At 70.5% G+C, this 24,548-nt stretch carries 24 protein-coding genes; 8 read left to right on the top strand and 16 right to left on the bottom strand.

Annotated elements, in window-relative coordinates; all coding sequences use genetic code 11:
- Nucleotides 1-48 precede the first annotated feature (48 nt).
- Nucleotides 49-645 (top strand): crossover junction endodeoxyribonuclease RuvC, encoded by a 597-nt coding sequence (ruvC, locus tag IPI43_07495; GenBank protein MBK7773971.1) that lies wholly within the window; start codon nucleotides 49-51, stop codon nucleotides 643-645.
- Here the strand turns inward: ruvC and IPI43_07490 are convergent.
- Together IPI43_07490 and IPI43_07485 are read right to left on the bottom strand one after the other, a co-directional pair.
- Complete coding sequence (locus IPI43_07490; GenBank protein MBK7773970.1) at nucleotides 611-1,729, bottom strand: di-heme enzyme; 1,119 nt, start codon at nucleotides 1,727-1,729, stop codon at nucleotides 611-613. The genes ruvC and IPI43_07490 overlap by 35 nt on opposite strands.
- A gap of 76 nt (nucleotides 1,730-1,805) precedes the next feature.
- Nucleotides 1,806-2,654 carry a metallo-mystery pair system four-Cys motif protein gene (locus IPI43_07485; protein ID MBK7773969.1) on the bottom strand — a complete coding sequence of 283 codons (849 nt, stop codon included), beginning with the start codon at nucleotides 2,652-2,654 and terminating at the stop codon, nucleotides 1,806-1,808.
- A gap of 123 nt (nucleotides 2,655-2,777) precedes the next feature.
- On the opposite strand from IPI43_07485, the gene IPI43_07480 reads away from it, so the two are divergent.
- The 3 genes from IPI43_07480 (at nucleotide 2,778) to IPI43_07470 (ending at nucleotide 5,851) form a co-directional block, all read left to right on the top strand.
- A complete protein-coding gene (locus IPI43_07480; protein MBK7773968.1) occupies nucleotides 2,778-3,482 on the top strand; it encodes a rhomboid family intramembrane serine protease in 705 nt (234 codons plus the stop codon).
- Nucleotides 3,483-3,615: 133 nt separating this feature from the next.
- Entirely contained in the window at nucleotides 3,616-4,911 is a 1,296-nt protein-coding gene (locus IPI43_07475) for a hypothetical protein (protein MBK7773967.1), read from the top strand.
- Between the two features lie 109 nt (nucleotides 4,912-5,020).
- On the top strand, nucleotides 5,021-5,851 hold the full coding sequence (locus IPI43_07470) for an SDR family NAD(P)-dependent oxidoreductase (GenBank protein MBK7773966.1): 831 nt from the start codon (nucleotides 5,021-5,023) through the stop codon (nucleotides 5,849-5,851).
- 5 nt (nucleotides 5,852-5,856) lie between these two features.
- On the opposite strand, the gene IPI43_07465 is transcribed toward IPI43_07470, so the two are convergent.
- Both IPI43_07465 and IPI43_07460 read right to left on the bottom strand, forming a co-directional pair.
- On the bottom strand, nucleotides 5,857-6,330 hold the full coding sequence (locus IPI43_07465; protein MBK7773965.1) for a hypothetical protein: 474 nt from the start codon (nucleotides 6,328-6,330) through the stop codon (nucleotides 5,857-5,859).
- Nucleotides 6,331-6,349: 19 nt separating this feature from the next.
- Nucleotides 6,350-8,233 carry a potassium transporter Kup gene (locus IPI43_07460; protein ID MBK7773964.1) on the bottom strand — a complete coding sequence of 628 codons (1,884 nt, stop codon included), beginning with the start codon at nucleotides 8,231-8,233 and terminating at the stop codon, nucleotides 6,350-6,352.
- Between the two features lie 665 nt (nucleotides 8,234-8,898).
- Between IPI43_07460 and IPI43_07455 the strand changes: the two genes are divergently transcribed.
- From IPI43_07455 to IPI43_07440, 4 genes are all read left to right on the top strand, one after another.
- Nucleotides 8,899-9,849, top strand: a complete 951-nt coding sequence (locus IPI43_07455) for a hypothetical protein (GenBank protein MBK7773963.1) — start codon at nucleotides 8,899-8,901, stop codon at nucleotides 9,847-9,849.
- A complete protein-coding gene (locus IPI43_07450) occupies nucleotides 9,749-10,198 on the top strand; it encodes a hypothetical protein (GenBank protein MBK7773962.1) in 450 nt (149 codons plus the stop codon). The genes IPI43_07455 and IPI43_07450 overlap by 101 nt, the downstream gene beginning before the upstream one ends.
- Complete coding sequence (locus tag IPI43_07445) at nucleotides 10,195-10,950, top strand: SDR family oxidoreductase (protein MBK7773961.1); 756 nt, start codon at nucleotides 10,195-10,197, stop codon at nucleotides 10,948-10,950. Before IPI43_07450 ends, IPI43_07445 begins: the two co-directional genes overlap by 4 nt.
- Nucleotides 10,951-11,027: 77 nt before the next feature.
- Nucleotides 11,028-11,552, top strand: a complete 525-nt coding sequence (locus IPI43_07440; protein MBK7773960.1) for a hypothetical protein — start codon at nucleotides 11,028-11,030, stop codon at nucleotides 11,550-11,552.
- Between the two features lie 15 nt (nucleotides 11,553-11,567).
- Here the strand turns inward: IPI43_07440 and IPI43_07435 are convergent, their stop codons facing one another.
- The 12 genes from IPI43_07435 to IPI43_07380 form a co-directional block, all read right to left on the bottom strand.
- Nucleotides 11,568-12,419 (bottom strand): hypothetical protein, encoded by an 852-nt coding sequence (locus IPI43_07435; GenBank protein ID MBK7773959.1) that lies wholly within the window; start codon nucleotides 12,417-12,419, stop codon nucleotides 11,568-11,570.
- The gene (locus IPI43_07430) at nucleotides 12,416-13,390 is read right to left on the bottom strand and encodes a hypothetical protein (GenBank protein ID MBK7773958.1); all 975 of its coding nucleotides are present in this window, start codon (nucleotides 13,388-13,390) and stop codon (nucleotides 12,416-12,418) included. Before IPI43_07430 ends, IPI43_07435 begins: the two co-directional genes overlap by 4 nt.
- 10 nt (nucleotides 13,391-13,400) lie before the next feature.
- Entirely contained in the window at nucleotides 13,401-14,354 is a 954-nt protein-coding gene (locus IPI43_07425; protein MBK7773957.1) for an HTTM domain-containing protein, read from the bottom strand.
- Complete coding sequence (locus tag IPI43_07420) at nucleotides 14,351-15,061, bottom strand: hypothetical protein (GenBank protein ID MBK7773956.1); 711 nt, start codon at nucleotides 15,059-15,061, stop codon at nucleotides 14,351-14,353. Before IPI43_07420 ends, IPI43_07425 begins: the two co-directional genes overlap by 4 nt.
- 21 nt (nucleotides 15,062-15,082) lie before the next feature.
- Nucleotides 15,083-16,180 carry a sterol desaturase family protein gene (locus tag IPI43_07415; protein MBK7773955.1) on the bottom strand — a complete coding sequence of 366 codons (1,098 nt, stop codon included), beginning with the start codon at nucleotides 16,178-16,180 and terminating at the stop codon, nucleotides 15,083-15,085.
- 160 nt (nucleotides 16,181-16,340) lie between these two features.
- On the bottom strand, nucleotides 16,341-16,826 hold the full coding sequence (locus IPI43_07410; GenBank protein MBK7773954.1) for a DUF2505 domain-containing protein: 486 nt from the start codon (nucleotides 16,824-16,826) through the stop codon (nucleotides 16,341-16,343).
- A gap of 52 nt (nucleotides 16,827-16,878) precedes the next feature.
- The gene (locus IPI43_07405) at nucleotides 16,879-17,892 is read right to left on the bottom strand and encodes an aldo/keto reductase (GenBank protein MBK7773953.1); all 1,014 of its coding nucleotides are present in this window, start codon (nucleotides 17,890-17,892) and stop codon (nucleotides 16,879-16,881) included.
- A gap of 8 nt (nucleotides 17,893-17,900) precedes the next feature.
- Nucleotides 17,901-19,277, bottom strand: a complete 1,377-nt coding sequence (mgtE, locus tag IPI43_07400; protein MBK7773952.1) for a magnesium transporter — start codon at nucleotides 19,275-19,277, stop codon at nucleotides 17,901-17,903.
- 53 nt (nucleotides 19,278-19,330) lie between these two features.
- A complete protein-coding gene (locus tag IPI43_07395; protein MBK7773951.1) occupies nucleotides 19,331-20,218 on the bottom strand; it encodes a hypothetical protein in 888 nt (295 codons plus the stop codon).
- 81 nt (nucleotides 20,219-20,299) lie between these two features.
- Nucleotides 20,300-20,749, bottom strand: a complete 450-nt coding sequence (locus tag IPI43_07390; protein ID MBK7773950.1) for a PH domain-containing protein — start codon at nucleotides 20,747-20,749, stop codon at nucleotides 20,300-20,302.
- A gap of 428 nt (nucleotides 20,750-21,177) precedes the next feature.
- Nucleotides 21,178-22,410 carry a beta-lactamase family protein gene (locus IPI43_07385; GenBank protein MBK7773949.1) on the bottom strand — a complete coding sequence of 411 codons (1,233 nt, stop codon included), beginning with the start codon at nucleotides 22,408-22,410 and terminating at the stop codon, nucleotides 21,178-21,180.
- 45 nt (nucleotides 22,411-22,455) lie between these two features.
- On the bottom strand, nucleotides 22,456-24,477 hold the full coding sequence (locus IPI43_07380) for a UvrD-helicase domain-containing protein (GenBank protein MBK7773948.1): 2,022 nt from the start codon (nucleotides 24,475-24,477) through the stop codon (nucleotides 22,456-22,458).
- Between the last annotated feature and the right edge of the window lie 71 nt (nucleotides 24,478-24,548).

Below are 24,548 nucleotides of genomic sequence, written 5' to 3'. Positions count from 1 at the left end.
GCACCCTCCCGCCCCCGGCGTTGTCCCCACCCCGGGCTGCGCCGCCTGATGGCCACCCTGCGCGTCCTCGGCGTGGATCCCGGCTCCGTGCGCACGGGCTACGGAATCATCGAGCGGGACGGCACGCGCCTGCGCCTGATCACAGCGGGCACGCTCACCGCCGGTGAGAAGGCGCCGCTCGAGGAGCGGCTGCTGCTCATCCACACGGGGCTCGTGGCGCTGATCGCCGAGCACGCGCCGCAAGCGGCCGCCGTGGAGGACATCTTCATGGCGAAGTTCCCGAACGCGGCGCTCAAGCTGGGGCACGCGCGTGGCGTGGTGTTGCTGGCCATCGCGCAGGCGGGGCTCGCGGTGCACCCCTATCCGCCCGCCGTGGTGAAGCGCTCCATCGTGGGCAAGGGCGCGGCCGACAAGACGCAGGTGGCGCGCATCGTGGGCGCGATGCTGGGGCTGCCTCCCGGCGAGCTGCCCGGCATCGACGCCACCGACGCGCTGGCCATCGCGCTCACCCACGCTCAGGCGGCGCGCATGCATGCGGCGCTGGTCACGTCCACGCCCGCCAAGAAGGCCACCAAGCAGCCCACGGGCAGCGCGGGCCCACGACGCGCGCTCAAGGCGCGGGCGGCGCCGAAAACGGATCACTGAAGCGCGGGTCGGTGACGAAGGTCTCGTCGGTCAGCGCGTTCAGGAACGCCAGCAGGTCGGCGCGCTCTTGCTCGCTCAACACGAAGCCGCTGATGAAGCCGTTCTTCAGCGGGCTCAGGCGCCCGTCGCCCGCGTTGGGCCCCTCGGGCGTCAGCGTGCCGCCGCGCGCGTAGTGGTCGATGACCGCTTCCAGCGTGGCCAGCGAGCCGTCGTGCATGTAGGGCGCCGTCAGCGCGATGTTGCGCAGCGTGGGCGGCTTGAAGCGCCCCATGTCCAGGCGGTCGCCGGTCATCTCGAACAGGCCCGTGTTGGCGGCCGGGTACCCGCCGATGCCGTCCACGTTGTAGAGGCCGTTGTTGGCGAACAAGGACTGGTCGAAGAAGTTGCCCTCGTGGTCCACCGAGCCCGACAGGTTGAAGCCGCCGTGGCAGTGGAAGCACTCCACCTTCTCGCTGAAGAACAGCTCCATGCCGCGCCGGGCCGAGTCCGAGAGCGCGGTGGTGTCGCCGGCCTGGTAGCGGTCGTAGGGCGAGTCGCCGGTCAGCAGCGCGCGCTCGAACGAGGCCAGCGCGCGCAGCACGTTCTGCACGGTGATGGGGTCGTCTTCGCTCGGAAAGGCCGCGGCGAACATCGCAGGGTAGCTCGGGTCGGCGCGCAAGCGCTGCTCCAGCACCTGCTCCATGCCGCCGAGGCCCAGCTCCACGGGCTCCACGCCAAAGAGCGGGATGCGCGCCTGCATCTCGAGAGTGACCACCGCCTGGTTGGCCCAGTTGAGCGTGGCGGCATAGCCCGCGTTGCCCAGCGCCATGGAGCCGCGCGCGGTGTGCTCGCCCGTGGACCCCACGGCGTGCGGCAGTCCATCGGTGAACGCGAGCTCCTGCCGGTGGCAGCTCCCACACGACTGCGTCTGGTTGGCGCTCAGCCGCACGTCGTAGAACAAGAAGCGGCCCAGCTCGATCTTGGCCTCGCTCAGCGGGTTGTCCGCCGGCACGCGCGGCTCGGGGAAGCCGCGCGGGAGGTCCAGCTCATAGCTATCCGAGCCGCAGCCCCCCTGCAGCGCCACCAGGGCCAGCGTGAGGGCCAGCGTGAGCCATGGCGCTCGAGGATGCGGAGGGGTTGGCTGCACGGTGCGGCGCCATCGCGTGCGGGAGATCACGCTGTCAGTCTACGGTGAACACACGCTGCACGCCGGCCGGGCTGCTGGCGTGGGGGAGGCCCAGCGCCTCGAAGTACTCCGTACAGTCCGGGTCCATCGCGCCCGACATGCAGCCGGGAGGCGTCTCCGGGGTGAACGTGTCGAGATCCACGTCGGACACCAGCTCGGCGATGTCGAAGCGGATGCTGTCGGCTGCGAGGTCCATGCCCATGAGCTCCACGTCGAAGCGGTTGGGGGCCGTGCAGCTGGTCACGCCGCCCGCCATGGGGTCGCCCACGCAGCCGGTGCTGCCCAGGTGGAAGCGCCAGGTGGGCACGCCGGTGCTCGCGCCGTCCAGCTTGATGAACTTGTAGCCGCTCTGCCACGCCCAGAACATGTCGGTGATGTTCAACGGCGACGCCGCCACCGAGGCCTCCTGGTGGTTCTGCTCGAAGGGCATGCCCACCGTGAAGCGCACGCCCACGTAGTCGCCCTCGGGCGCGCTGCCCTCGATCACCAGGCGCGTCTCGGGGTTGCCCTCGCAGCCGGTGTCGTTGCTGTCGGCGAAGTCCAGGTACGCGATGCCCTGGTGTTGGAAGGCGTTCTCGCCGAGCTCGAGCGCCACCTCGTCGCCCGCGGCGGTCACCAGGCGGACGTCGTGCACGTACATGCGGGCGTCCCTCACCGTGAGGGTCTGGTCACCCGTCACGCCCAGCCCGGTGAAAGGCTGGCCACAGGCGAAGGTCTCGCTGCCCATGGTGGCGCGGAACGTGAGGCTCACGTCTTGCCGGGGAGCGGCATCGCCGCAGGCGCCAACCAGCGCGAGCGGGGCGAGCAGGGAGAGACCGAGGAGGCGGGGGGGACGCGTTTTCATGCCCACAACGTAGCGCCGCCATACCCATCGCGGCATGCGGCAAATGGTCGCACGCCAGGCCTCAGGGTGGATGGTTCGTGGGTTCGGGTTGCATGTACGCGCGGAACGGATTCACATGCCCGGGTGCTCCCGCTGCGTGACATGAACCCGACGCGCCGAAGGCCGGTCGTCACGTGGGCGCTGATCGCGCTCAGCGCGGCCATCTTCGCCTACGAGCTCATGCTGTCCACCGAGGCGGCCACGGTCATGCTCACGCGCTACGGGGTGGTGCCCTCCGTGCTCAGCGGCGGCGGGCTCACGCTGCCCCGCTCCGAGGGCGGCTCGCTGGGCGCGCTGGTCACGCCCATCACCAGCCTGTTCCTGCACGGCGGCGGGCTGCACCTGCTGGGCAACATGTGGTTCCTGCACGTCTTCGGTGACAACGTGGAGGACGAGCTCGGGCGCGTGCCGTTCCTGCTCTTCTATCTGGGCGCGGGCCTCGGCGCGGCGCTCTTCCAGGTGCTGGTGGACCCGAGCAGCACGGTCCCCATGGTGGGCGCGTCGGGCGCCATCAGCGGCGTGCTGGCGGCCTATGTGGTGCTGCACCCGCGCGCGCCGGTGCTCACGCTGGTGCCCATTCCGCTGGCGCTGTTCGTGGAGGTGCCGGCCTTCGTGTTCATCTTCGTGTGGTTCGCGCTGCAGCTGGTGTACGGCCTCTTGTCTACGGGGGGCTTCTCGAGCGGCGGGGTGGCGTGGTGGGCGCACATCGGTGGCTTCCTGGTGGGCCTGTTCGCCATCTTGCTGCACCGCAAGCTGCTGGGCGGGGAGAGCTCGAACGCCCATCAATAAGATGGACTAGGGCCGGTCACTCTGGAGGCCGCGCCCGCCACAGGGCAACGCGGAGGCTTGCTGCAGGCGCGAAACGCGCATGGGAAGTACGGCACGCGGCGTGCAGAGGTGGGCGTCAGGAGACCTCTTACTGATGACCTATACACAACGCACTCTTTCTTTCCTCACGGTTCTGTTGTCGCTCACGGGCGCAGCCGGCTGTGACTCCGGTTCCAGCAACGGCGCGCCCAAGCTGGTCGCGCAAGGCCGCGTGGAGTCCAACCTGGACGACAGCAGCACCACCGTGACGGCCTCCACCATCACGAGCGATGGCTCGCGTGAGCCCGTCGAGATGGACGCCACCATGACCACAGCGAACGGTCGCTACCGCGTGGAGAGCCCGGTCGAGTTGAGCGCGGGCAGTCACCTGCTGCTCGAAGCCACGGACGGAACGAACCGCGCCTCCGTGGTGTTGCTCGTCGAGGCGGACGGCGAGATGACCGCAGAGCCCATGAACGAAGAGACGTCGCTCGAGGCAGCGGTGTTCGAGTCGCTCAGCGCGTCCACGTCCTGCGACGCCTGCTCGCATGAGGCGGTTCGCGCCCACGTGGGCACGGAGGCCGCCACGACCTTCGCCGCGGGCAGCGAGACCGCATCCACGCTGGCCGACGTCAGCGCGGCCCTCGAGGCGCGCATCGACGCCGAGGCGACGGTCCTCACGGACGAGAGCGACAGCGCCTTCAACACCTACGTGACCGCGCGCGCCAACGCCCAGGCCGATGAGGTCGCCGCGCTCGACGCTGCCACCAGCGTGTCCGCCACCGCCGAGGCGCGCGCCGCCTACGAGGCGGCTCTCGTCGAGGCTCGCACCTCGGGGAGCCTGTCGTCCGAGACGTGGGCCGTGAGCGCCCACGCTGGCGCCGAGGCCATGCGCCTCGAGGCCACCGCGCTCGACGTCGCGCCGGCGCTGTACGCGCAGCTGGTCGCTGACGCCGAGCTGTCGCGCGCGGTCTCCGTGCAGGCCGCCATGGAGGCCGAGCTCGCGGCCTCGGGTGCCACGGACGTGAACCTGGACGCCACCTTCACCACGCTCCTGGTGGCCATCGAGGCCGCACGGACCGACGGTGTCATGGCCGGTGCCACCATCTCGGACGCTTGGACCGCCGCTGCGCTGTCCATTCGCGTCGAGATCGCAAGCTCGCTGGACGCGGCGGGCACCGCGGCCTTCGACCTCTGGGCGACCTTCTCGACGACCACCGTCGCCGCGCTGCGCGCCAGCGTGATCCTCATGGGTGTCTCGAGCGTGGAGACGGCCGTGCTCTTCAGTGAGGGCGTGGCCGACGCCACCGTGGACGTCACCGCGCTGACCGCCGCGGGCATCGACGCGGACATGGCCAACGCCTTCGCCAGCATCCTGCTGCAAGCGGAGCTGGCGGCCAGCGCGGAGTGAGCCGGGGCTCCCGCTGAGGAGCACCTCCGAGAATGCGAGAGGCGCGGCGATCCACTTCGTCGCGCCTCTCTGCTTTCCGTCCCCGTTCTGCGTGTTACGTTGCCTGGTCATGAGCATGAAGTCGATCGCCGTACGCGACCGCTACGGCCCCGTGGGGCTCATCACGGGCGCCGCGTCGGGCATCGGGGCTGCCTTCGCGCGCCGGCTCGCTGCCGAGGGCATGGCGCTCGCGCTGGTGGACCGCGACGCCGCGGGCCTCGCCGCGCTGGCTCAGGAGCTCCGCGCGAGCACGGGGGTCAGCGTGGACGTGCTGGCCGGCGATCTCACCGACTCGCAGTTCGTGCAGCAGCTGACCGACCTCGCCGACACGCGCGAGATCGGGCTGGTGGTGCACTCGGCCGGCATCACCTCCATGGGCGAGTTCTTGGAGATGCCGCTCGAGCCGCAGCTCAAGGCCGTGGAGCTGCACTGCGTGGTCACCGCGCGCTTGATGCACGCGTTCGGGCGGCCCATGCGTGCCCGCGGGCGCGGCGGCCTGGTGCTCCTCTCCAGCAACTCGGCCATCCTGCGCGCGCCGTTCGTGGCCAACTACGCCGCCACCAAGGCGTATACGCTCGCGCTCGGAGAGGCACTCTACGAAGAGCTGCGCCAGCAGGGCGTGGACGTCCTCGCGCTGGTGCCCGGCATGACCGACACACCGCTCTTCGCCGCCAGCCAGCCCGTCATGGGGCGTGCGCGCTCGTTCATGCAGTCGCCCGAAGACGTGGTCGATGGCGCGCTCGTCGCGCTCGGTCGGCAGCCCGTGTACATCTCGAGCGCCTCCGACCGCGTGGCCGCCAACCTGCTGGGCGCGCTGCTGCCGCGCAAGGTCGCGCTGCGGCTAGCGCGTCGCTCCATGGGGTACTTCTTCCCCCACCTCGCGGGAAACAAGGCCGACTGACGCCGTCAGCGGTGGCGCAGCGACACCAGCACATCGCGCAGCGCGCCGGCCTCTACAGTGGGGCACGCGCGCTCCACCACGAAGTCGGCCGCGGCCTGCTCGTCGCCCACCATCCGGAGCGGGACGCGGCTGCGGGCAAGCGTCACGATCCCGGTGATCACGGCACGCATGGTGCTGGCAAAGAAGCCATCGCTGCCGATGAGCACCGAGTGAGCCTTCAGCATGTGCTGTGTCTTCTCGCGCAGCAGGGCGGCCTCGTCGCGCACCGGGCCGGGCGGCACTTTCGCGCTGGGCTCCACCATGGTGATCACGGCGTAGCCGGTGGGGTCGTGCGCGAGCGCTGCGTGGTGGCCAGCCAGCGAGGCGCGCAAGAAGGCGGCGTCGATCGCGCCCGTGACGTTCTGGATCATCACGTTGCGGTATACGACCACCACGTAGTTGGCGGCGTCGTGAGGACTCGAGATGGGCGAGACGCTCATGCCGGGTAGGAGACCACGATCAGAGGTCCAGCTGGATGCCGATCTCCACCACGCGCTCGTGCGGCAGGTTGAAGAAGGCCGTGGCGCTCGTGGCGTTGCGCGACATGAACGAGAAGAGGTTCTCGCTGATTCGGTTCATCTCGCCCTGACCCGTGGCCAGCAGCGTCTCGCGACCCAGGTAGTACGTGGTGTCGTCCGCCGGGATGGGCAGGCGCAGCTGGGCCATGGCACCCGCCACCAGCACGGGCACGTCGGTGTTCTCCATGAACCCCGAGCGCAAGATGACGCGATAGAACCCCTCGGCGATCAGGTGCGCCTCGATGCGCCGCTCCGCGCTCACGCGAGGCTTGCGCTCGATGACCACGGTCAGCAGGATGACCGTCTGCTGGAGCGCGTTGGAGCGCTCCACGTGGTGCAGCAGCACGGGCGGCGCCTCGTCGGCGTTGGAGGTCAGGAACACCGCGGCGCCGTGCACCCGTGCCGTGTCTCCCGTGCGCAGCTCGGCCAGCACTTCGTTGAGCGGGCGCGTGCGCTTCTTGAACTCTTCCGCCAGCAGCACGCGGCCCTTCCGCCAGATCACCATGGCGATGAAGATGACCACCGCCATCACGACCGGGACATAGCCGTTCTCGAAGAACTTGAGCATGTTCGCCGCGAGGAACCCGAGGTCGAAGATCAAGAACAGGATCAGCAATGGCAGCGCCCGGTACAGGGGCCAGCCCCAGCGCTCGCGCGCCACCACGTAGAAGACGATGGACGTGATGGCCATGGTGCCCGTGACCGCCAAGCCGTAGGCGGCGGCGAGCTCCGTGGACTCGCGGAACACCAGCACCAACAGGATGCACGCGATGCACAGCGCCCAGTTCACGGCGGGGACGTAGATCTGCCCCTCCGTCTCGCTGGACGTGTGCTTGATCTGGAAGCGCGGCATGAAGCCCAGCTGGATGCCCTGGCGCGTGAGCGAGTAGGCTCCCGAGATGAGGGCTTGGGACGCGATCACGGTGGCGGCGGTGGCCAGCGCCACGAGCGCGTACGTCGCGGGCCCCTTCGGCACCATGGAGAAGAACGGGTTCTCCGCAGCCTCCGGATGCTGGAGCAGCAGCGCGCCCTGCCCGAAATAGTTGATGAGCAGCGCGGGCATGACCATCCAGTACCAGGCCTTCATGATGGGCTTGCGTCCGAAGTGCCCCATGTCGGCGTAGAGCGCCTCGCCACCCGTGATGCACAGCACGACCGAGCCGAGGATCGCGAACCCGTGAAACTTGTGGTCCACGAAGAACGTGACGGCGTGCCGAGGGTCCAGCCCCACGAGCACGGCCGGGTACTGCCACACCGAGTACAGACCGAGCCCCGCGAGCACGCTGAACCACACCACCATCACCGGGCCGAACACCTTGCCGATGCCCGCGGTGCCCTTCTGCTGAACGGCGAACAAGCCGAGCAAGATCACGCAGGTCAACGGCAGCACCACGGGCTCGAGCGTGGTGGTGGCCACCTTGAGGCCCTCGACAGCGCTGAGCACGGAGATGGCCGGCGTGATGATGCCGTCACCGTAGAGCAGCGCGGCGCCGAAGAGCACCATGGCGGCGATCCAGCCGATGCGCCGCTTGGACTTGGGGCGCAGCTCTTCGGGCACCAGGGCGAGCAGCGCCATGATGCCGCCCTCACCCTCGTTGTCGGCCCGCATGATGAACGTGAGGTACTTGACCGCCACGACCATGATCAGCGACCAGCTCATCAGCGACAGCAGCCCCAGCACGTTCTCGTACGAAGCGGGGACACCGTGCGGGAGCGTGACGCACTCCTTGAGCGCGTAGAGCGGGCTGGTCCCGATGTCACCGAACACCACGCCGAGCGCCGCGATCACGAGCGCAGAGGTCGCGCCGTGGTGGTGCCCCGGCACGCTGTGAGCGGAAGAGTGCTCGGAGTTCGGCAGCGGATGCGCGAGGTGCCCGTCCGTGGCCACGGGCAAGGGGTTGGTCTCGGATACTTCGGCCGGAGGCGGCGCGGCGGCGCGAAGCTCGGCCGCGAGCTGCTCAGCGGCGAGCTGCTCGGTGGCGAGCGCCTCGGCCGCGCGCAGCTCGGCGTCGCGTTGTTCGGCGGCCCGAAGCTCAGCCGCGCGCAGCTCGGCCGCGCGCTCGGCGGCCCGGCTCTGCTCGGCGGCGAGCTCTGCAGCAGCCTTCGCTTCGGCGGCCGCCTGTTCCTCGGCAGCGCGCTGCCTGGCAGCGGCAGCGGCGAGCTCGGCAGCCTGTCGTTCGGCGTCGACGAGTTCTGCAGCAGCCGCCGTCTCGGCGGCGGCGAGCTCAGCCGCCCTTGCCTGCGCAACGCGCTCTTCATCCTGCCGGCGTTCCGCTTCCGCAGCGAGCACATCGCCCGCCGGTCCCTCGCCGTGCGGCTCGAGGTCGGGTGTTTCCGAACTGGGGGGAGGGCCCGGAGGAGGGGTCTCGGTCATGGCGGCCGGAAGCTACCCCCGCGCCTGCCACCGGTCGAGCGGGGGCCCCCGCGCCCGGCGGTAGTGACCACGGCCCACGCAGGACGATATGCTCCGCCGCGACCGAGGAGCGTCCCGTGACCGAAGCGCCGAAGTTCTACTACCCACCCCACTTTCGCGCGTGCGACCCGCGCGTGCGCCGCGAGGTGCTGGCCATGCACGCGCTCGACGGACACCCGCTGGCCGCGCAGCTCTACCTCCCGCCGCTGCCGGACGGACACGTCGGTCCCCTGCCGCGTGACCCCGACACCGTGCTGCTGCTCATGCACCCGCGTGGGGACTTCCAGCTGCACTACACCGCGCCACACCTGGCGCTGGGCGGCTACGCGGTCTGCGGAGCTACCACGCGCCATCTCCACAATGACGCCGACGCGCTGCACGAGCGGCTCTTGCTGGACGTGGGGGGCGTGATCCGCGCCTTGCGACAGCGCTTCACGCGCGTGGTCCTGCTGGGCAACTCGGGCGGCGGCTCGCTCTTCGCGCTCTACCTCCAGCAGCAGGGTAAGGCGCCTGCGGACCGGCTCGCGCGCGCGCCCTCGGGCGACAAGGTGCCGCTCGCGGACTTCGACCTGCCGCCCGCCGAGGGGCTGGTGCTCATCGCGGCGCACCAGGGCGAGGGGCGCTTCATGCTGGAGCGCCTGGACCCGAGCGTGGTGGACGAGAGCGACCCCACCGCGGTGAACCCGCGCCTCGACATGTACGACCCGCGCAATGGCTACCGGCCCATGCGCGAAGGACCGTCCCGCTATCCGGCCGGACTTCGTGGCCGAGTTCCGGCGCGGGCAGGTCGAGCGCTGCGAGCGGCTGGACGCGCGCTGCCTCGCGTGGTGCGAGGAGGCTCGCCAGGCCCGGGCACGAGCCGGCATCGAGGGTCTGCCGGAGGCGCTCCGCCGCGACGCGCTGCGACGAGGCATCACGCGGCGCTACATGCTCATCTATCGGACGCTGGCCGACCCGCGCTACCTCGACCTCACGCTCGACCCCAACCGCCGTCCCATCGGCTCGCTCTTCGCGGTGGGCGGGCGTGACCCCATCGCGGGCAACTACGGTGAGGGCCTCGGTCGCGTGATGAGCGCGCGTGGCTGGCTGTCCACCTGGTCCGGTCTCAGCAGCAACGCGGCCCTCGAGAAGACGCTGCCCGACGTGCGCGTGCCAGCGCTGGTGGTGTATGCCGACGCCGACACCGAGATCTACGAGGCCGAGTGCCGCGCGCAGCTCGCGTGGCTGGCGAGCGAGGACAAGACGTTCACGCAGGTGGACCACGTGGACCACTATTTTCACAGCGTCGGAGCAGAAGGCGAGGCGCTCGGGGAGGGCCGCGCGCGGCTCTGCAACGCGCATCTTCTGCCTTGGTTACGGGAGCGATTCGCAGCATGAGCATCTTCGACTTCAGCGGTAAGCGTGTGGTGGTGACGGGGGCCAGTCGTGGGCTCGGGCGCGAGCTGGCGTTGGGCTTCGCGCGTGCGGGCGCCGACTTGGTGCTCACCGCGCGTCAGCAGCCACTGCTCGAGCAGCTTGCCAGCGAGGTGCGCGCGCTGGGGCGCGAGGCCCTGGTGGTGCCCGCGGATCTCGCCACGCGTGAGGGCGCCGATGCGCTGATCGCGGCCACGCTCGCGGGTGGGCCCGTGGACGTGCTGATCAACAACGCGGGGTACAGCGAGCCGCTGCCCTTCGTGGACGCCAGTGACGAGGTCTGGGAGCGCGTCATGGCCATCAACGTCATGGGCGTGGTGCGCCTGACGCGTGGCCTCGGCGCCGCCATGCTGGCGCGCGGGCAGGGCAGCGTGGTCATGGTGGGCAGCGTGCTCGGCCGGACGGCCATCCCGGGCGCATCGCCCTACATCACCAGCAAGGGTGCCATCGAGCAGCTGACCCGCGCGCTCGGGGTGGAGTGGGCTCGCCGTGGGGTGCGCGTCAACGCGCTGGCGCCCGGCTTCATGGACACCGACATGGTGGGCGGCGAGAGCGAATCCGCTTCCCTGCGGGGCTACGTGGAGCGTCGCGCGCCCATGCGCCGCCTGGGCCGCGCCGACGAGGTGGTGTCCGCCGCGCTGTACCTCGCGAGCGACGCCAGCAGCTACGTCACGGGCAGCATCGTGCACGTGGACGGTGGCTGGACCGCCGCCTGACGTCGCAGGCGGCTCGCTCTCCCTCGCCATGTTCAAGGATCTGCGGAACCCGTGCTTCTGCTGTTACTGTACGGCTCGTGACCGACACCGAGACCACGACCCCCGTCAGCGCGCCCTCCACCACCGCGGGCGCAGGCCCCATCACGGCGCCTGCGAGCACGGGCACGGCGACAGCGTCTCCCCCAGCCAAGCCCAGCGTGGCCCCCATCTGGCTGCGCATCCTGCAGGGTCTCTCGGGCGTGGGCTTGATCGTTGGCTTCTTCCTGCCCTGGATCAAGCTCGGCGAGCTGGTGTCGCTCAGCGGCTTCAGCCTCGTGCTCGCTGGCGGTGAGGCGGTCGAGCAGCTGTCGGCGCCGAGCCGCGGATTGATCTTCAGCATCCCGCTCATCGGTCTCGCGCTCCTGGCCACCTCCATCAAGGGCTTCCGCGGGCTCGCGTGGGCGGGCATGGCCACCGGCATCCTGATCGTGTTGGTGGGCCTCTACACGCTCATCAGCGCCTTCCTCGACTCCACCGGCGCGGGCATGTGGCTGGTGAGCGGGTGCGCTCTGCTGTCGCTCGGCACGGGGGCGCTCGCGCTGCGGCTCGCCAAGGGGCGCTGAGGCCACAACGGCGCGTCAGTCCAGCGCGTGAGCCAGCGCCGAGAGCAGCGCCGACACCCCGATCACCACCACCAACACCGGGTCCAGCTTGGGCCACGTGTGGGGCAGGCTGGGGTCACGACCCGCGGTCTGCTTCGGCCTCAGCTCCGCTTCCGGGACGGGAGCGCTGGCGCCCACCCCCACCACGCGCACGTGGCCACTCGCCCCCGGGGCCATGGCCCAGCAGTCGGTGCGCTCTCGGTAGCCGCCGCCCAGCCCACTCGGCAGTGGCTCGCGCCGCAGCACGCCCGACACCTCCACGGAGTCACCCTCGCGTAGCACCACCTCGAAGCGCTCCTCGCGGCGCTGGAGCGAGCGCCCGGCCTCGTTGGTGGCGATGTGCACGTGCGCGGCGATCCACTTGCGCTGCCCCGCGAGGTCCCCGCCCACGTGCACGTTCCCGCGTGCCTCGGCGCGCACGGCGCACAGCAGCGTGGCCACCTTCGCCAGCCGGCGCCGCTCGCGGTTGGCCTCGCCCTGCTGCGCGAGCGGGCCGTGCTTGGCGGTCTCCTTGAGCGCGCGGATGGTGGCGCTCACCGCGATGATGTCCTCCTCCACGAGCTGCACCAACGACTCGGCGCGCTGCGCCCGCACGTCCACCTCGAGCGCGTCCACCCGAACCAGGAAGCGCTCGCCGCCTTCGTCCTCCACCCAGAAGGTGCACACATCGGTGGCCTCGGGCTCATCGGCCAGCCCCACGCGCACGTCCCAGTACACGCACGGCGCGTCGTTCAGCTTGGAGCGCAGTGTCTGGCCAGCGGTGCGCACCACGCCGCGGATGCGGCTCGCCTCGCCCTCGCGCCGCGGCGAGGTCTCGGCCTCGCTCATGGGTTCCGCCACTCGAAGGCGCAGAACCCGTAGCGGCAGGACGCTTGGTGGGTGTCGTCGGGGTCGCTCGCGGTGCTGCAGCCCGGGGTCTCGGCCGCGAACGCGGTGCGGGCCTCGCGCTCGGCCCGGCGTGCCACCACGTCCCAGCCGCCACAGTGACGCGGCACGTTCACGCACTCGGACGTCTGCCGGCAGAGCCGCCACTCGGGGTGGTCGCTCGGGGCAGTGGCGCACAGCAGGCCCGTGCACACCGCGCGCACCGGCGCCGTCATGGGACCCCCCGCGCACTCTCCCACCGAGAGCTGCAGCTCGGTCTGGCGGGCTCGCTCGCTGGCGCGCAGGTCGCGCGCGGCCACAGGAGACGTGCAGTCGCCCGTAATCAGCACGCAGTCGGCGTCACGCACGCAGAGGTCGTCCGGGTGGGCGGGGAAGGTGAAGGGTGCGCGCTCGGCCGTCGCAGCCTCCACGCGCAGCGGGACGGTCAGGTGGCCACCCAGCGGGTCCCCAGAGGCACCCACGCGGGCCACGGTGAGCGCAGCCCGGATGCACGTGAGCCGGGCCTCGTCCCCTGCGCCCATGGGCGCGAGGCTCGCTTCCCCGAGGCTACCGTCGGTAGCCACCGGCACGCTTACCGTCACGTCGCGCGGCAACGCCCCGCCGTCGAAGCAGGGCTCCACCAGGCGCGCCAGCGCGTGCGAGAAGACCTCGCCGCCGTGCACCTGACCCGACCAGCTCGCTGCGCCCGCGATGCGCGCCTGGGCCCGGACGGGCACCGCTGGAGGCTCGGCTTCGGCGGCCGCCACGACCTCGTCCTCGGCTGCGGCTTCGACCTCTGGCGGGTGTGCCTCCGCGCTCTCTTCCTGTGTGCCCGTCCGCCTGCCGCTGGACCCGTTGCTGCACCCGGCCACCGCCGTCGCTCCCGCGAGGGTCATCATCATGCACCAGCATGCACGCTGCTTGCGAACGCTCATGCCGACGACCCTACCGCTCGGCGCGCCGCATCGTCCAGGCCCTGGCCCCTGCGAGCTCGTCGGGGTGCCACAGGCACAGGTAGTAGGCGATCGCCGCCCACGAGAACGGCCCCACGTTCAGCGTGACCAGGATGCCGAGGTGCAACACGAGCCCGATGGCCACGAACGGGAAGCGCAGGTCGCGGCGCGCGAACCACGCCCGCGCGCGCCCCGGGCGCTCACGGGTGTGGCGGAAGTAGAACCACACCAGCAAGAGCGGCGCGCCCACCTCGAAGAACCACGTGGTGGCCGTGGCCAGCTGCGTCAACGGATAGACGTGGGCGGTCCAGCGCATGTCGAAGCGGCGCCACGTGGGCTCCTGGAGCACGTCGTAGAGCGCGGAGTAGCCGCCCATGGGGAGCCACGGGGTGCTGAGCTTGTGCAGGCCGGTGGTGGTGTACATCACGACCAGCTGGAACACCGCGAGGTAGCGCGGCCACGCGGGGATGCTCGCGTCACTCACGAAGCTCCCGGAGCGCAGGCGGCAGTCCAACGAGAGCGTGCGTGTGGCGTCACCCAGCACCAGCAGCCAGAGCGCGTTCGTGATCAACATGTCGTAGCCGCCCGTGGCGCTGCCGTTCACGAACACCAGGGCCATGTACGTCTGGCCCGCCACGAGCGCGCTCAGGCGCCCCGCGAGGCCCATGGTCACCAGCAGCGCGCTGCCGAGCGCCACGCCATACAGGGCGTGAACCACCGGCGGCGTGGCTCCGCCCATCAGGGTCATCAGCCAGTTGCCGGTGCCGAGGCAGGCGTAGCCACCCGAGTGGTAGTCCACCCACAGCACGTCCACGAGCCCGCCCAGCCCCACGTCCAGCAGGCTGTAGAGCGTGACCAACCCGATGGCGATGCGGAAGCAAGCCAGCGTGGTCGCCGCTTCGCGCCGGTCGCACCGCGCCACCCACGCGCACCACCGAGCCTTCACGGAGCGCCTCCCGCGCGCAGGGTGGCCGCGTTGTAGCGCCGCGCGTGCTCGTACTCACCGAGCGGCGTCGCTCCCGCGCGCACGGCTTCGGGTGGAAGCGTGGCATAGCGGTAGAGCTGCACCCGCACTCGGCGCGCCTCGGGGTGGGCCCTCGCCACTTCGCGCGCCAGGAACTCGGCGAGGCGGTCGTAGGTGGGCATGTCGAACGTCCGCGCGAACCGCCCCAACTGCTTGCGCATGCGGTGATGGCGCAGACGCTCGCCCCAGAAGTCGTGCGCGCTGTCGTGGGGGCGATAGACGGCTTGCCACGCGGTCCCATCCCACAGGTCGATGTGCAGCTCCGCCGGGTGGCGCTGGGGCTTGGCGAACATCACCCAGCCCTGCCGCGCGCCGCTCAGCTGCGAGTACATGGAGAACGGCGCAGTGAGCGCGGTGTGGAACCCCCGGTAGCGCTCGGCGCCCTGCCGAACGGAGGCCCCGAGCGCATCCGGCGTAGTCTCGGCGCCCACGCGGCTGAGCCCCTCCGCCCAGCGGGCCACCTCGGCCTGCGTGTTCACGCTGTCCCAGCCCATGCCGCTCAGCAGCGCGTCCGGTGCAGGGAGCGACATCACCACGACCATGAGCACGTGGAACGCGATCAACGCTGCTCGAAGCTGCGGCCAGCGGGCCTCGAAGCGCTCCCGCCTGCTCTCTCGCGGCGGCGTCATGAGCGCTCGGGGCCCACCGCTTCAGCCCTCCGACTTACCTGGCGGAGTCCACGCGTGGCTCTCGGGCGGCAGCAGCGAGCGCTCGCGGCTCTCGGTGCTGCCCAGGAACGGGAACGCCTGCTGTTTCAGGAAGCCCACCGGGATGTAGTCCCCGATCACGCCATAGCGGTCGGGCCACATGCGGTCCGCTCGCACGGCCGTGCCGAACGCGTAGTCGATGAACGCGAAGTGCGCCGCGTAGTTCTTGTCCACCGCTTCGGTGTCGCGCGAGTGGTGCCAGTGGTGGAAGTTGGGCGTCACCAGCACGTAGCGCAGCGGGCCCAGGCGCACGTTCACGTTGCAGTGGTTGAACACCGCCTGGAAGCCCACGATGATGACGTAGGCGTCGATGACGCGCTGGGAGAAGCCCAGCAGGAAGATGGGCGACAGCACCAAGATGCGCGTGGCGATGAGCTCGAGGATGTGCTGCCGCGAGCCCGCCAACCAGTCCATCTCCTTGGCGCTGTGGTGCACCGCGTGGAAGCGCCAGAGGAAGCCCACCTCGTGGTACGAGCGGTGCGCGCCGTACTGCACCAGGTCCGCCACCAGCACCACCAGGAAGAGCTGCAGCACGAAGGGCAGCCCCGCGATGAACCCGCGCACGCCGTCGTGGGTGGCCCAGCCGAGGCCATCGTGCACCACGCGGTTGGTGATGAGCAGCACGAAGCCCACGACCAGGTGGTTGAAGAAGAAGTGCGTCAGGTCGTTCTGCCACTCGGCGCGGAACACCGGCTGATCCCGGCGCAGCGGGCGCACCTTCTCGATGAGCACGAACACCAGCGTGGACCCGAGCAGGTCCAGGATCAGGAAGTCGAGCCCGAGATACGGCGTGTTGTCGGGGAAGTCCGGGATGGGCGTGGTGGGCCCGCCCAGCAGCTGCGCCACCACCAGGATCAGGAACGTCCACGCCGCCAGCCAGCGCGTGCGCCCGAAGACGCCGTTCACGATGGAGATGGCCCCCGCGATGACCATGCCGCCCGCCATGAGGTAGCGCAGGGTGGTCACGTCGTAGACGGCGCGGAACTCGGGCGTGGACAGGTACGCCGGGAAGTGAAAACCGATGACGCCGAGCAGGCTCATGACCGCCAGCGCGAAGCCCACCACGCCGGACAAGAGCCCGCGTCCGGTGGTGAGCGCGCCGTGCGCCGAAGCCAAGCTGCCGAGGCCCGTCAGCTCGGGCCCTTCGTCACTCGGCTCTGCTCCGGCCGCGCCGTCACGCTCCTCGGTCACCGCGTGCGCCTCAGCCGGCGGCGTCCAGCTGCTTCTGGTTGTACTCGAACTCTTCGCGCATGCCCTTCTGGGACTGCTCTTCCACGTAGGCCTCCACCTTGCCGCCGATGAGCGGGATCTTGGCGGTGCCCTTGAACTCGATGGAGTAGGTGCTGCCGCTCGCGGCCGGGGCGATGGTGATGGTGCCGTGGAGCTCTGTGGGCGTGCCCTGCACATCCACGTCCAGGCGGCCGACGACCTTGTCGCCCTCGACTCGCCAGGCCTTCTTGTCCACCACGGTGTTGGTGGGGTTGAAGAGCTTCTTCATGAAGCCCGGCACGTCCGCCGTCACCAGGCGCGTGTTGGTGATGGTCTTGGTCCCGCCGGCTTCGCTCACGTCGATGCGAATGTCCCGGTCGCCGAAGGCCACCGAGCGCTTGCGCACTTCCTCGGCGTTGCTGACGAACGCGTACACGGTCTGGACGTCTTGCTTGAACTTGAAGGTCACACTGGCCACGGGTGTCTCTCTCGCTGTGAGGGGGGAGCGGGATGCTACCCCTGGTTGGGCGTCAGGCGCCAGCGCTCGCGAGCCGGGTCTCGATCTCGCGCAGCGTCTCGGCGTCCAGCGCCAAGGGGTCGGCTTCGTTCACGCTGTCCATGAGCAGCGCCAGCTGCTTGGTGGTGCGCGGCCCGATGGCCACGCTGGCCACGCGCGGGTGCGAGAGCGCGAAGCGCAGCGCCAGCGCGGTGAGGTCGGGGATGTAGGTCTCGCTCTTGCGGGCGTTGTCGGTGTGCCGCTTGGCGAGCCCTGCCAGCGCGCGCGCGTGGTAGATGCGGGTGCGCAGCGCGTCCTCGGTCCAGCGGTCACGGCGGTGGTCCCCGGGCGGGTAGACGTGCCCCGCGGGGATGCGCGCCGGCATGACCCCGTGCAGCAGCGGGGAGTGGGCCAGCACGCAGCGTGGGCTCTCGTCACCCACCACCGGGAAGCCCTCGTCCAGCTCGCGCACGGCGTGCGTCTGGAGCGCGTTGTAGGGCATGGCCGCACAGGCGAAGCCCTGCTCGAGCGCGGTCAGCGCGACGGCGCCGCTGGTGGTGCTGAGCCCGATGGCGTGCACCAGCTCTTCGCTGCGCAGCTCGTCGAGGGACTGCATGGTCTCGCCGCGCTCCACCAGCGTGCGCGGCGGGGCGTGCAGCAGCAGCATGTCGATGCGCCCCACGCCCAGCAGCTCTCTCGCGCGCTCCACGTGCGGGCGCAGCGCCCGCAGCCCGAAGTCCGCGGTGATGGGCGCGTTGGGCTTGCCGGTCGGCAGGCGGCCCGCCCGCAGGAAGAAGAAGCACGAGGCGGTCTCCGGGCCGAGGGCCTCGGCCAGCAGGCGCATGGCGCGCTCCCCGTCCCACAGCAGCGCCAGGTCGAAGCTGCGGATGCCCAGCTTGTAGGCATAGACCACGAGCTCCTGGAAGGCCGCGTCCGTGAGCACGTCCTGGTAGGCGTCCGTCATCACGCCCCAGGTGCCGAGGGTGAGCGGGGTGGGTTGTGTGGGACAGCCGCGCAGCGCGACACGATCGAGGTAGGGGGCGGTCATGGGGCGCGTCAGCTTGTCACGGAGAACACGTACTGCGCGACGCCGAAGTAGACCATCAGGCCCAGCACGTCGACGACGGACGCGATGAAGGGGGTGGACGACACGGCCGGGTCCAGCCCGACGCGCTTGATGATGAGCGGCAGCACCGCGCCCACCACGGCGCTCAGGCTGACGATGCCCAGGATGCTGGCGGAGACCACGATGGCCAGCGCGAAGGGCGCCGCCTCGCCACCGGCGACATAGCCGCGCAGGAAGCCCATGGCGCCCAGCACCAGCCCGAGCATGAGCCCGATGGCCAGCTCGCGCGCCACCACCCGCATCCAGTCGCGCGACTCGATCTCGCCCACGGCCAGCGCTCGGATGATGAGCGTGGAGGACTGCGACCCCACGTTGCCGCCCGACGAGATGATGAGCGGGATGAAGAGCGCCAGCTCCATGGTGCGCTGCAGCGTGAGCTGGTTGATCTCCATGACCGTGGCGGTGAGCAGCTGCCCCAGGAACAGCACCACCAGCCAGACGCCGCGCTTCCAGACGAAGTCGAACAGACCCGTGGCGAAGTACGAGTCCTCGAGCGGCATCACACCGGCCATCATCTGGGCGTCCTCGGTGGCCTCCTCGATCACGACGTCCACCACGTCGTCGACGGTGACCATGCCCAAGAGCGCGAAGCCCGAGTCCACCACGGGGACGGCGCTCAGGTCGTAGCGCGCGATGATGTCGGCCACCTTCTCCTGGTCGTCCAGGGGGCCCACGTGCACCACCTTCTCGATCATGAGGTGCTCGAGCTCTTGGCCCGGGTCACCCAGGATCAGGTCGCGCAGCGACACCACGCCCAGCAGCTTGTTGCCGTAGCCGCACACGTAGACGTAGTAGATGGTCTCCACCTCGCCCTCGGCTGCGGCGCGGCGCACGGCTTGGATGGCCTCCCAGACCTTGGTGGTTGGCGGCAGGGCGACGAACTCGGTGGTCATCAGACCGCCGGCCGTGTCGGGCCCGTAGAGCACCAGCTCGCGGGCTTCCTCGGCGGCTTCCACGTCCACGCGCTCGAGCTCGTTCAGCAGCGGCGCGCGCTCGGCGTGCTCGAGCTCCTGGAGGACGTCCACCAGGTCGTCCGGGTCCATCTCGCGCAGCACCGTCACGGCGTCCGTGGCCGTGAGCCCGCGCAAGAACATGACCTGCAGCTCGGGGTTGATGCGCTCGATCACGCTGGCCGCCAGCTCGGGCGTCAGGGCGCGCATCAGGGCGATGGCGTCGCCCTCCTCGAGATCGTCCAGGATCTCGGCGATGTCCTCCGCGTGAAAGTCCGCGAGCGCTTCCCGGAGGGACTCCGGGTCACTCTCGAGGACGGCCCGTAGGTCCGGGCCCAGCAGAGAGGAGAGGCGCATCGGAGACTCCTACCACAACGGGGGCCGGAAGCAGCAGTCCTGGACCGCTGGGCTCACTCTTCGGCGGCGAGCACCCGGCGGGCGCGCTCGCGGGGGATGTCCTCGTCGAGCTCGTCTTCCCAGCCGGCGTAGTGCACGCGCAGGCGTCCGTCCGGGTGCGTGGCCACGACCACGGCGCGGTAGTGACCGTCCCGCCAGGCCACCTCCAGCACGTCCCCCTCGTAGACGGGCGAGTCGGGACCCACGGGCGCGCCGCTGCCCTCCACCGGACCGCGGGAAGCCCGGATGGCGGCCTCCGAGATGCGCACGTCGGCTTCGTCGACCTCGCCGTCGAAGGCGTCGCTCCAGCCCACGTAGTGCACGCTCATGCTGCCATCGCCGTAGTGCACCTTGCTCACGGCGCGGTAGAAGCTCTCGTTCCACTGCACCTCCAGCTCGGTGCCCGGGGGCACGCGCAGGCCGGGGGGCAGCAGCACACCCGTGGGCGTGATGGGCCCGCGCGCGCTCATCTCCACCGGTGCGCTCTCGGGCGCAAGATCCGGGATGCCCAGCGCCCAGGCCCCCACGCCCACACCCACCGCGGTGGCCGTCACCACCAGCCCCGCGAACAAGCGGGGGGTGATGGGCCGCGCGGGGGTGTACAGCGCGCGCACGCGCGCCACGTCCACGATCTCGTCCAGCTCGTCGGACCAGCCCTCGTAGTGCACCTGCCAGATGTCCTCGGCCACCACCCGGCGCACCCGGGCCGGCCACCAGCGCTGACCCCACAGCACCAGCACGGTGTCGCCCACGCGGAACTCGGCGGTGGGGTTGGGCGGGGCCTCGGGCCGCGTCGACGCGCGGTGCTCGCGCCCGCACGCCGTACACACGAGCAGGCCGGGCTCCCGCTCACTCGTCAGTGGGAGCTCGACTCGGCAGTTTGCGCACTGGAGGTTACGCATCGGGCGGGACTCTACCAGCGTCGTCGCGGACGCGCTCGCCTCCCGTGCTCGATCCCGCTCAGAAGGGCACGGTGGCCGGTTTCAGACGTGGTGCTCCGACGCATCGAGGGTGCGAACCCCGCGCCGGATCTTCTGGTCCTCGGTGGCCACGCGCAGCTGCTCGTAGAGGGCCAGCACGTCGGTCCGGATTCCGTTGATGTGCACCTCGGGGTTGCTCCGGTCCATGGACGTGAGGACGATGTTGCCCGTGCCCATGAGGCGCTGCCCGAACGGGCGCTCCACCACGAAGTCGTTGATGCGGTAGGTGTCCACCTGGTCCATCTTCTTCGACAGGATGCCGCGCTCGATGATGATGCGCTGGGTGGTGATCTTGTAGTGCGTCTGCCGCGACCGCACGAAGAAGTAGATCAGGGCGAGCCCGAGGGTCAGGGTCGCGATCAGCAGCGCGAGCGCCCCCGGGATGACGGAGGGGTAACCCTCGAAGAGAACCTTCTCGTTGTTCGGGGTCGTGGGCGCGTCCGGTGTGGTCATGCCGCGCAGTATGCCTGCTCTCGCGGCGTTCTGCGCGGTCCTCGCGTCGTTCGGGAGCCTCTGGCGCGCTCGCTCCACGGCGTCGCGGTAGGCGCAGCTGGGCTCCGGCAGCCGGGCAATCCCTTGCCCGAGGTTGTAGTGCGCCTGCAGAGAGTCCGGCGTCAGCGCCCAATCGAGCCCAGACGAGCCCCCGTCGCAGCGAGCGGGCCCGATGCGCGGCACAGCTCACGTGCGTTCATGGACGCCACCGTGGAGGGCGACGGGCGCCCTGGGCAGCGGGACTTGGGGGGCCCCGGAATCAAACGCAGCGCGCAGCGCGCAGTGCCGATTCCAGGGGGGTACCAGAGCGAGCGCCAGCGCGAGCGATCCCGCAGACCAGGGTGCCCGTCGCACTCCCATCGATCACGCCCCGCTGAACGCCACCGCGCTCAGGCGCAGCGAGCCGCGAGCCCCGCGAATTCGAAGATCCGTCCGTCGCCGATCGGGCTGCCGCCCCCGCAGTTGGTCACGTAGGCCACCGCCATGCGCCGGCGCGGGTCTGCGAACGCGCCTGACCCGCGGAAGCCGTAGTGCCCGAACGCGCCGCGGTGGAAGCCGCGCTTCGATGCGATGCTGTGGAACCCCAGGCGCCAGTGCATGGGCAGCAGCAGCACGCCGTCGAGGCGCCGGTTCTGGAGCGCGGTCGCCTGCTTCAGCGTCTCGGCCGACAGCACCTGCACGCCATCGAGGGTGCCTCCCACGGCCAGGGCCCCGTAGAGCTTCGCTAACGCGCGCGCCGTGAAGAGGCCACCCGCGCTCGGGTTGCACGCGGCCAGCGTGGCGTCCGCCGACCAGTCGAAGTCCGCCGCTCCACGAGGGATGAGCGCACGTGCAAAGCGCTCTTCGTCGAGCGGCACCCCCGCACGCCGCAGGGCGGCCACGCCAGCCTGCTGCAGCCCCGCGCGCAGCGATCGCTTGCCGCCCGCGTGGCTCACGCCCGCACGCACACCACCGCGTCGCATGCGCTCCCCCTCGGGGAGCGGGAAGTAGCGCGCGGCTTCCAAGATGGCCTCGGGTGGCGCACCCAAGTGCAGGTGGTCCAGGCCCAGCGGCTCGGCCAGCTCGCGCCGCACGTAGTCGCGCAGGTGCACCCCGGAGACGCGCCGCACCAGCTCGCCCACCAGGTAGCCATAGGTCAGCGCGTGGTAGGCGTTGTGCCGGCCGGGCGCGTGTGCCGGGAGCGCGGCGGCCAGCGCGTTCACCGTGTGCTCCCAATCCAGCAGCTGGTGCGCGTCGCTCACCAGGCCGCGCACGTCATACAGCCCCGCCTCGTGACACAGCACGTGGCGCACCGTGATGTTGCCCTTGCCGGCCTGCGCGAACTCCGGCCAGTAGCGCGCCACGGGGGCGTCGTACGCGATGAGGCCCTGGTCCACGCAGCGATGCAGCGCGATGCTCGCCACGCCCTTGGTGGTGGAGAACGACAGCGAGGGAGTGCGCTCGAGCCACGGCGCCCCGCTCGGATCGCGGCGGCCACCCCACACGTCCAGCACCTTCACGCCGTCTTGGTACACGGCCAGCGCACCGCCGCCCTCGGACGCGCGCGTGCGGCGGAAGAACGTCTCGGCCAGGGACTGGAAGCGCGGCTCGAAGTGCCCTTGGTCGCCGTTGCTGTCGCTCATGGGATGGAGCGTACGCTGCCCGCCGCCCCGGCGCCCGAGCACGTGTTACTTGGCGTTCAGCTGCGCCAGGATCTGCGCCGCGAAGTCCGCCGTCTCCTGCACGCTGGTGCGCTCTCGCCCGCGCCCCTGATAGGCCTCGTAGGCGTCTTCTGGGAGCCCGCTCAGGAAGCGGGTGGGCGACAGCGGCATCACCCGCCCGCGGTTGGTGCGCCGCAGCGGCCGCGTGAGGTACAGCCGGTTCATGGCGCGCGTCACGCCCACGTAGAACAGGCGCCGCTCCTCGTCCACGTCGGTCAGCACGGCCTCGTTCACCTTCGGGTCCGTGGTGCGGCTGTGCGGCAGGATGCCCTCCACCAGGCCAATGAAGAACACCACCGGGAACTCGAGCCCCTTGCTGGAGTGCAGCGAGCTCAGCGTGACCTTGTTGCCGGCCACCTCTTCCTCGTTGTCCACCCGTAGCGTGAGGCGCGTGAGGAACACGCTGAGACTCGCCTTCCCGGCGCTGGGGGCGCTCGCGTAGCGCTCCACGCTGCGCATCAAGAAGCCGAAGTTCTCCACGCGGCGCTTGCTGTCCTTGTCCGCTCCAGCGCTGAGCATGCGCGTGTAGCCCGCGTCCTCGAAGAGCCGCTTGGTGGTGGGCACCAGCTCGGCCCCCTCGCGCAACAGGCTGGTGCGCGCCCGCTCGATGCTCTGCGTGAACAGCTCGGCCCCGCGCTTGGCCGGCTCCGTGATGCCGGGCACCTGCTCGGCGCGCTGGAGCGCCTCGAACAGCGACAGCCCGTGCAGCTTTCCGTACCCCGCGATGCGGTCGAGGCTGGTGTCGCCCAGCCCGCGTGGCGGCGTGTTGATCACGCGCCGGATGCTCAGCTCGTCGCGCGTGCTCACCACCACGCGCAGGTACGCGATGGCGTCCTTCACCTCTTTCCGGTCGAAGAACTGCGTGCCGCCGAAGAGCTGATACGGGATGCCGCCCGCACGCAGCTCCTCTTCCAGAATGCGGGCCTGCCCGTTGCTGCGGTACAGCACCGCCATGTCGCGGTAGGCCACACGGTGGTTCTGCGCCAGGTCGTGGATCTCGTTGACCACGAACTCCACTTCGTTCGCGGCGTCGTTGGTGGTGACCAGCCGCACCTTGTCGCCCAGCCCGCGCGCCGCGCGCAGCGTCTTTCCGTGGCGCTTGCCGCGGCTCTGCGCGATGGCGGCGTTGGCCACGGCCAGGATCTGCGCGTAGCTGCGGTAGTTGTCCTCCAGCTTCACCACCTTGGTGCCCGGGAAGTAGCGCTCGAAGTCGAGGATGTTGCCCACCTCGGCGCCGCGCCAGCCGTAGATGGACTGGTCGTCGTCACCCACCACGCACACGTTGTTCAGCGAGTTCGCCAGCGCCCGCACCAGCTCGAGCTGGCTCTTGTTGGTGTCCTGGAACTCGTCGATCAGCAGGTAGCGGAAGCGCGCCCGCCACTTCTCCCGCACGTCCTCGTGCTGCTGGAGGATGCGCACCGGCAGCACCACCAGGTCGTCGAAGTCGACCGCGTGCATGCGCCGCATGCGGTCCTCGTAGTGGGGGTACACCTCGCGCGCGATGGCGTCGTACTCGAAGGTGGACGCGGGGATCTCGTCGGGCCCCTTGAACGCGTTCTTCCACAGCGAGATGCGCGTCATGAGCGAGGGCACGTCCACGTTGCGCGTGATGCCCACCTCGGTGCGTAGGATGTCCTTCACCAGCCCCAGCGAGTCGCCCTGGTCGAAGATCACGAAGCGCCCGCCCTCGAAGCCGAGGCGCTTGCTCTCCTCGCCCAGGAAGCGGACCCCGAACGAGTGGAACGTGCTCAGCCACACGCGCTCGGTGCGCTCGCGCCCGATCAGCGGCACCATGCGCTCGGCCATCTCGCGGGCCGCCTTGTTGGTGAAGGTCACGCCCAGGATCGCATCGGGCCGCGTCCCACGCTCGATCAGCCGAGCGATGCGCGCGGTGATCACGCGCGTCTTGCCCGAGCCCGCGCCGGCCAGGACCAGCATGGGCCCCTGGTCGTGCTCCACGGCTTCGCGCTGCGCGGGGTTGAGGCTCATGGCGGGAGTTTGGGGCGCCCGAACGGGGATGTCGATCGATGATCGCCCGCAGCCCCGCTCGCTCCCGAGCG

This window comes from Sandaracinaceae bacterium, from assembly GCA_016706685.1.
Classification (GTDB): domain Bacteria; phylum Myxococcota_A; class Polyangia; order Polyangiales; family Houyiibacteriaceae; genus JADJJE01.
The sequence above is the reverse complement of the archived record's forward strand: the minus strand, read 5'-3'. Positions and strand labels throughout refer to the sequence as shown.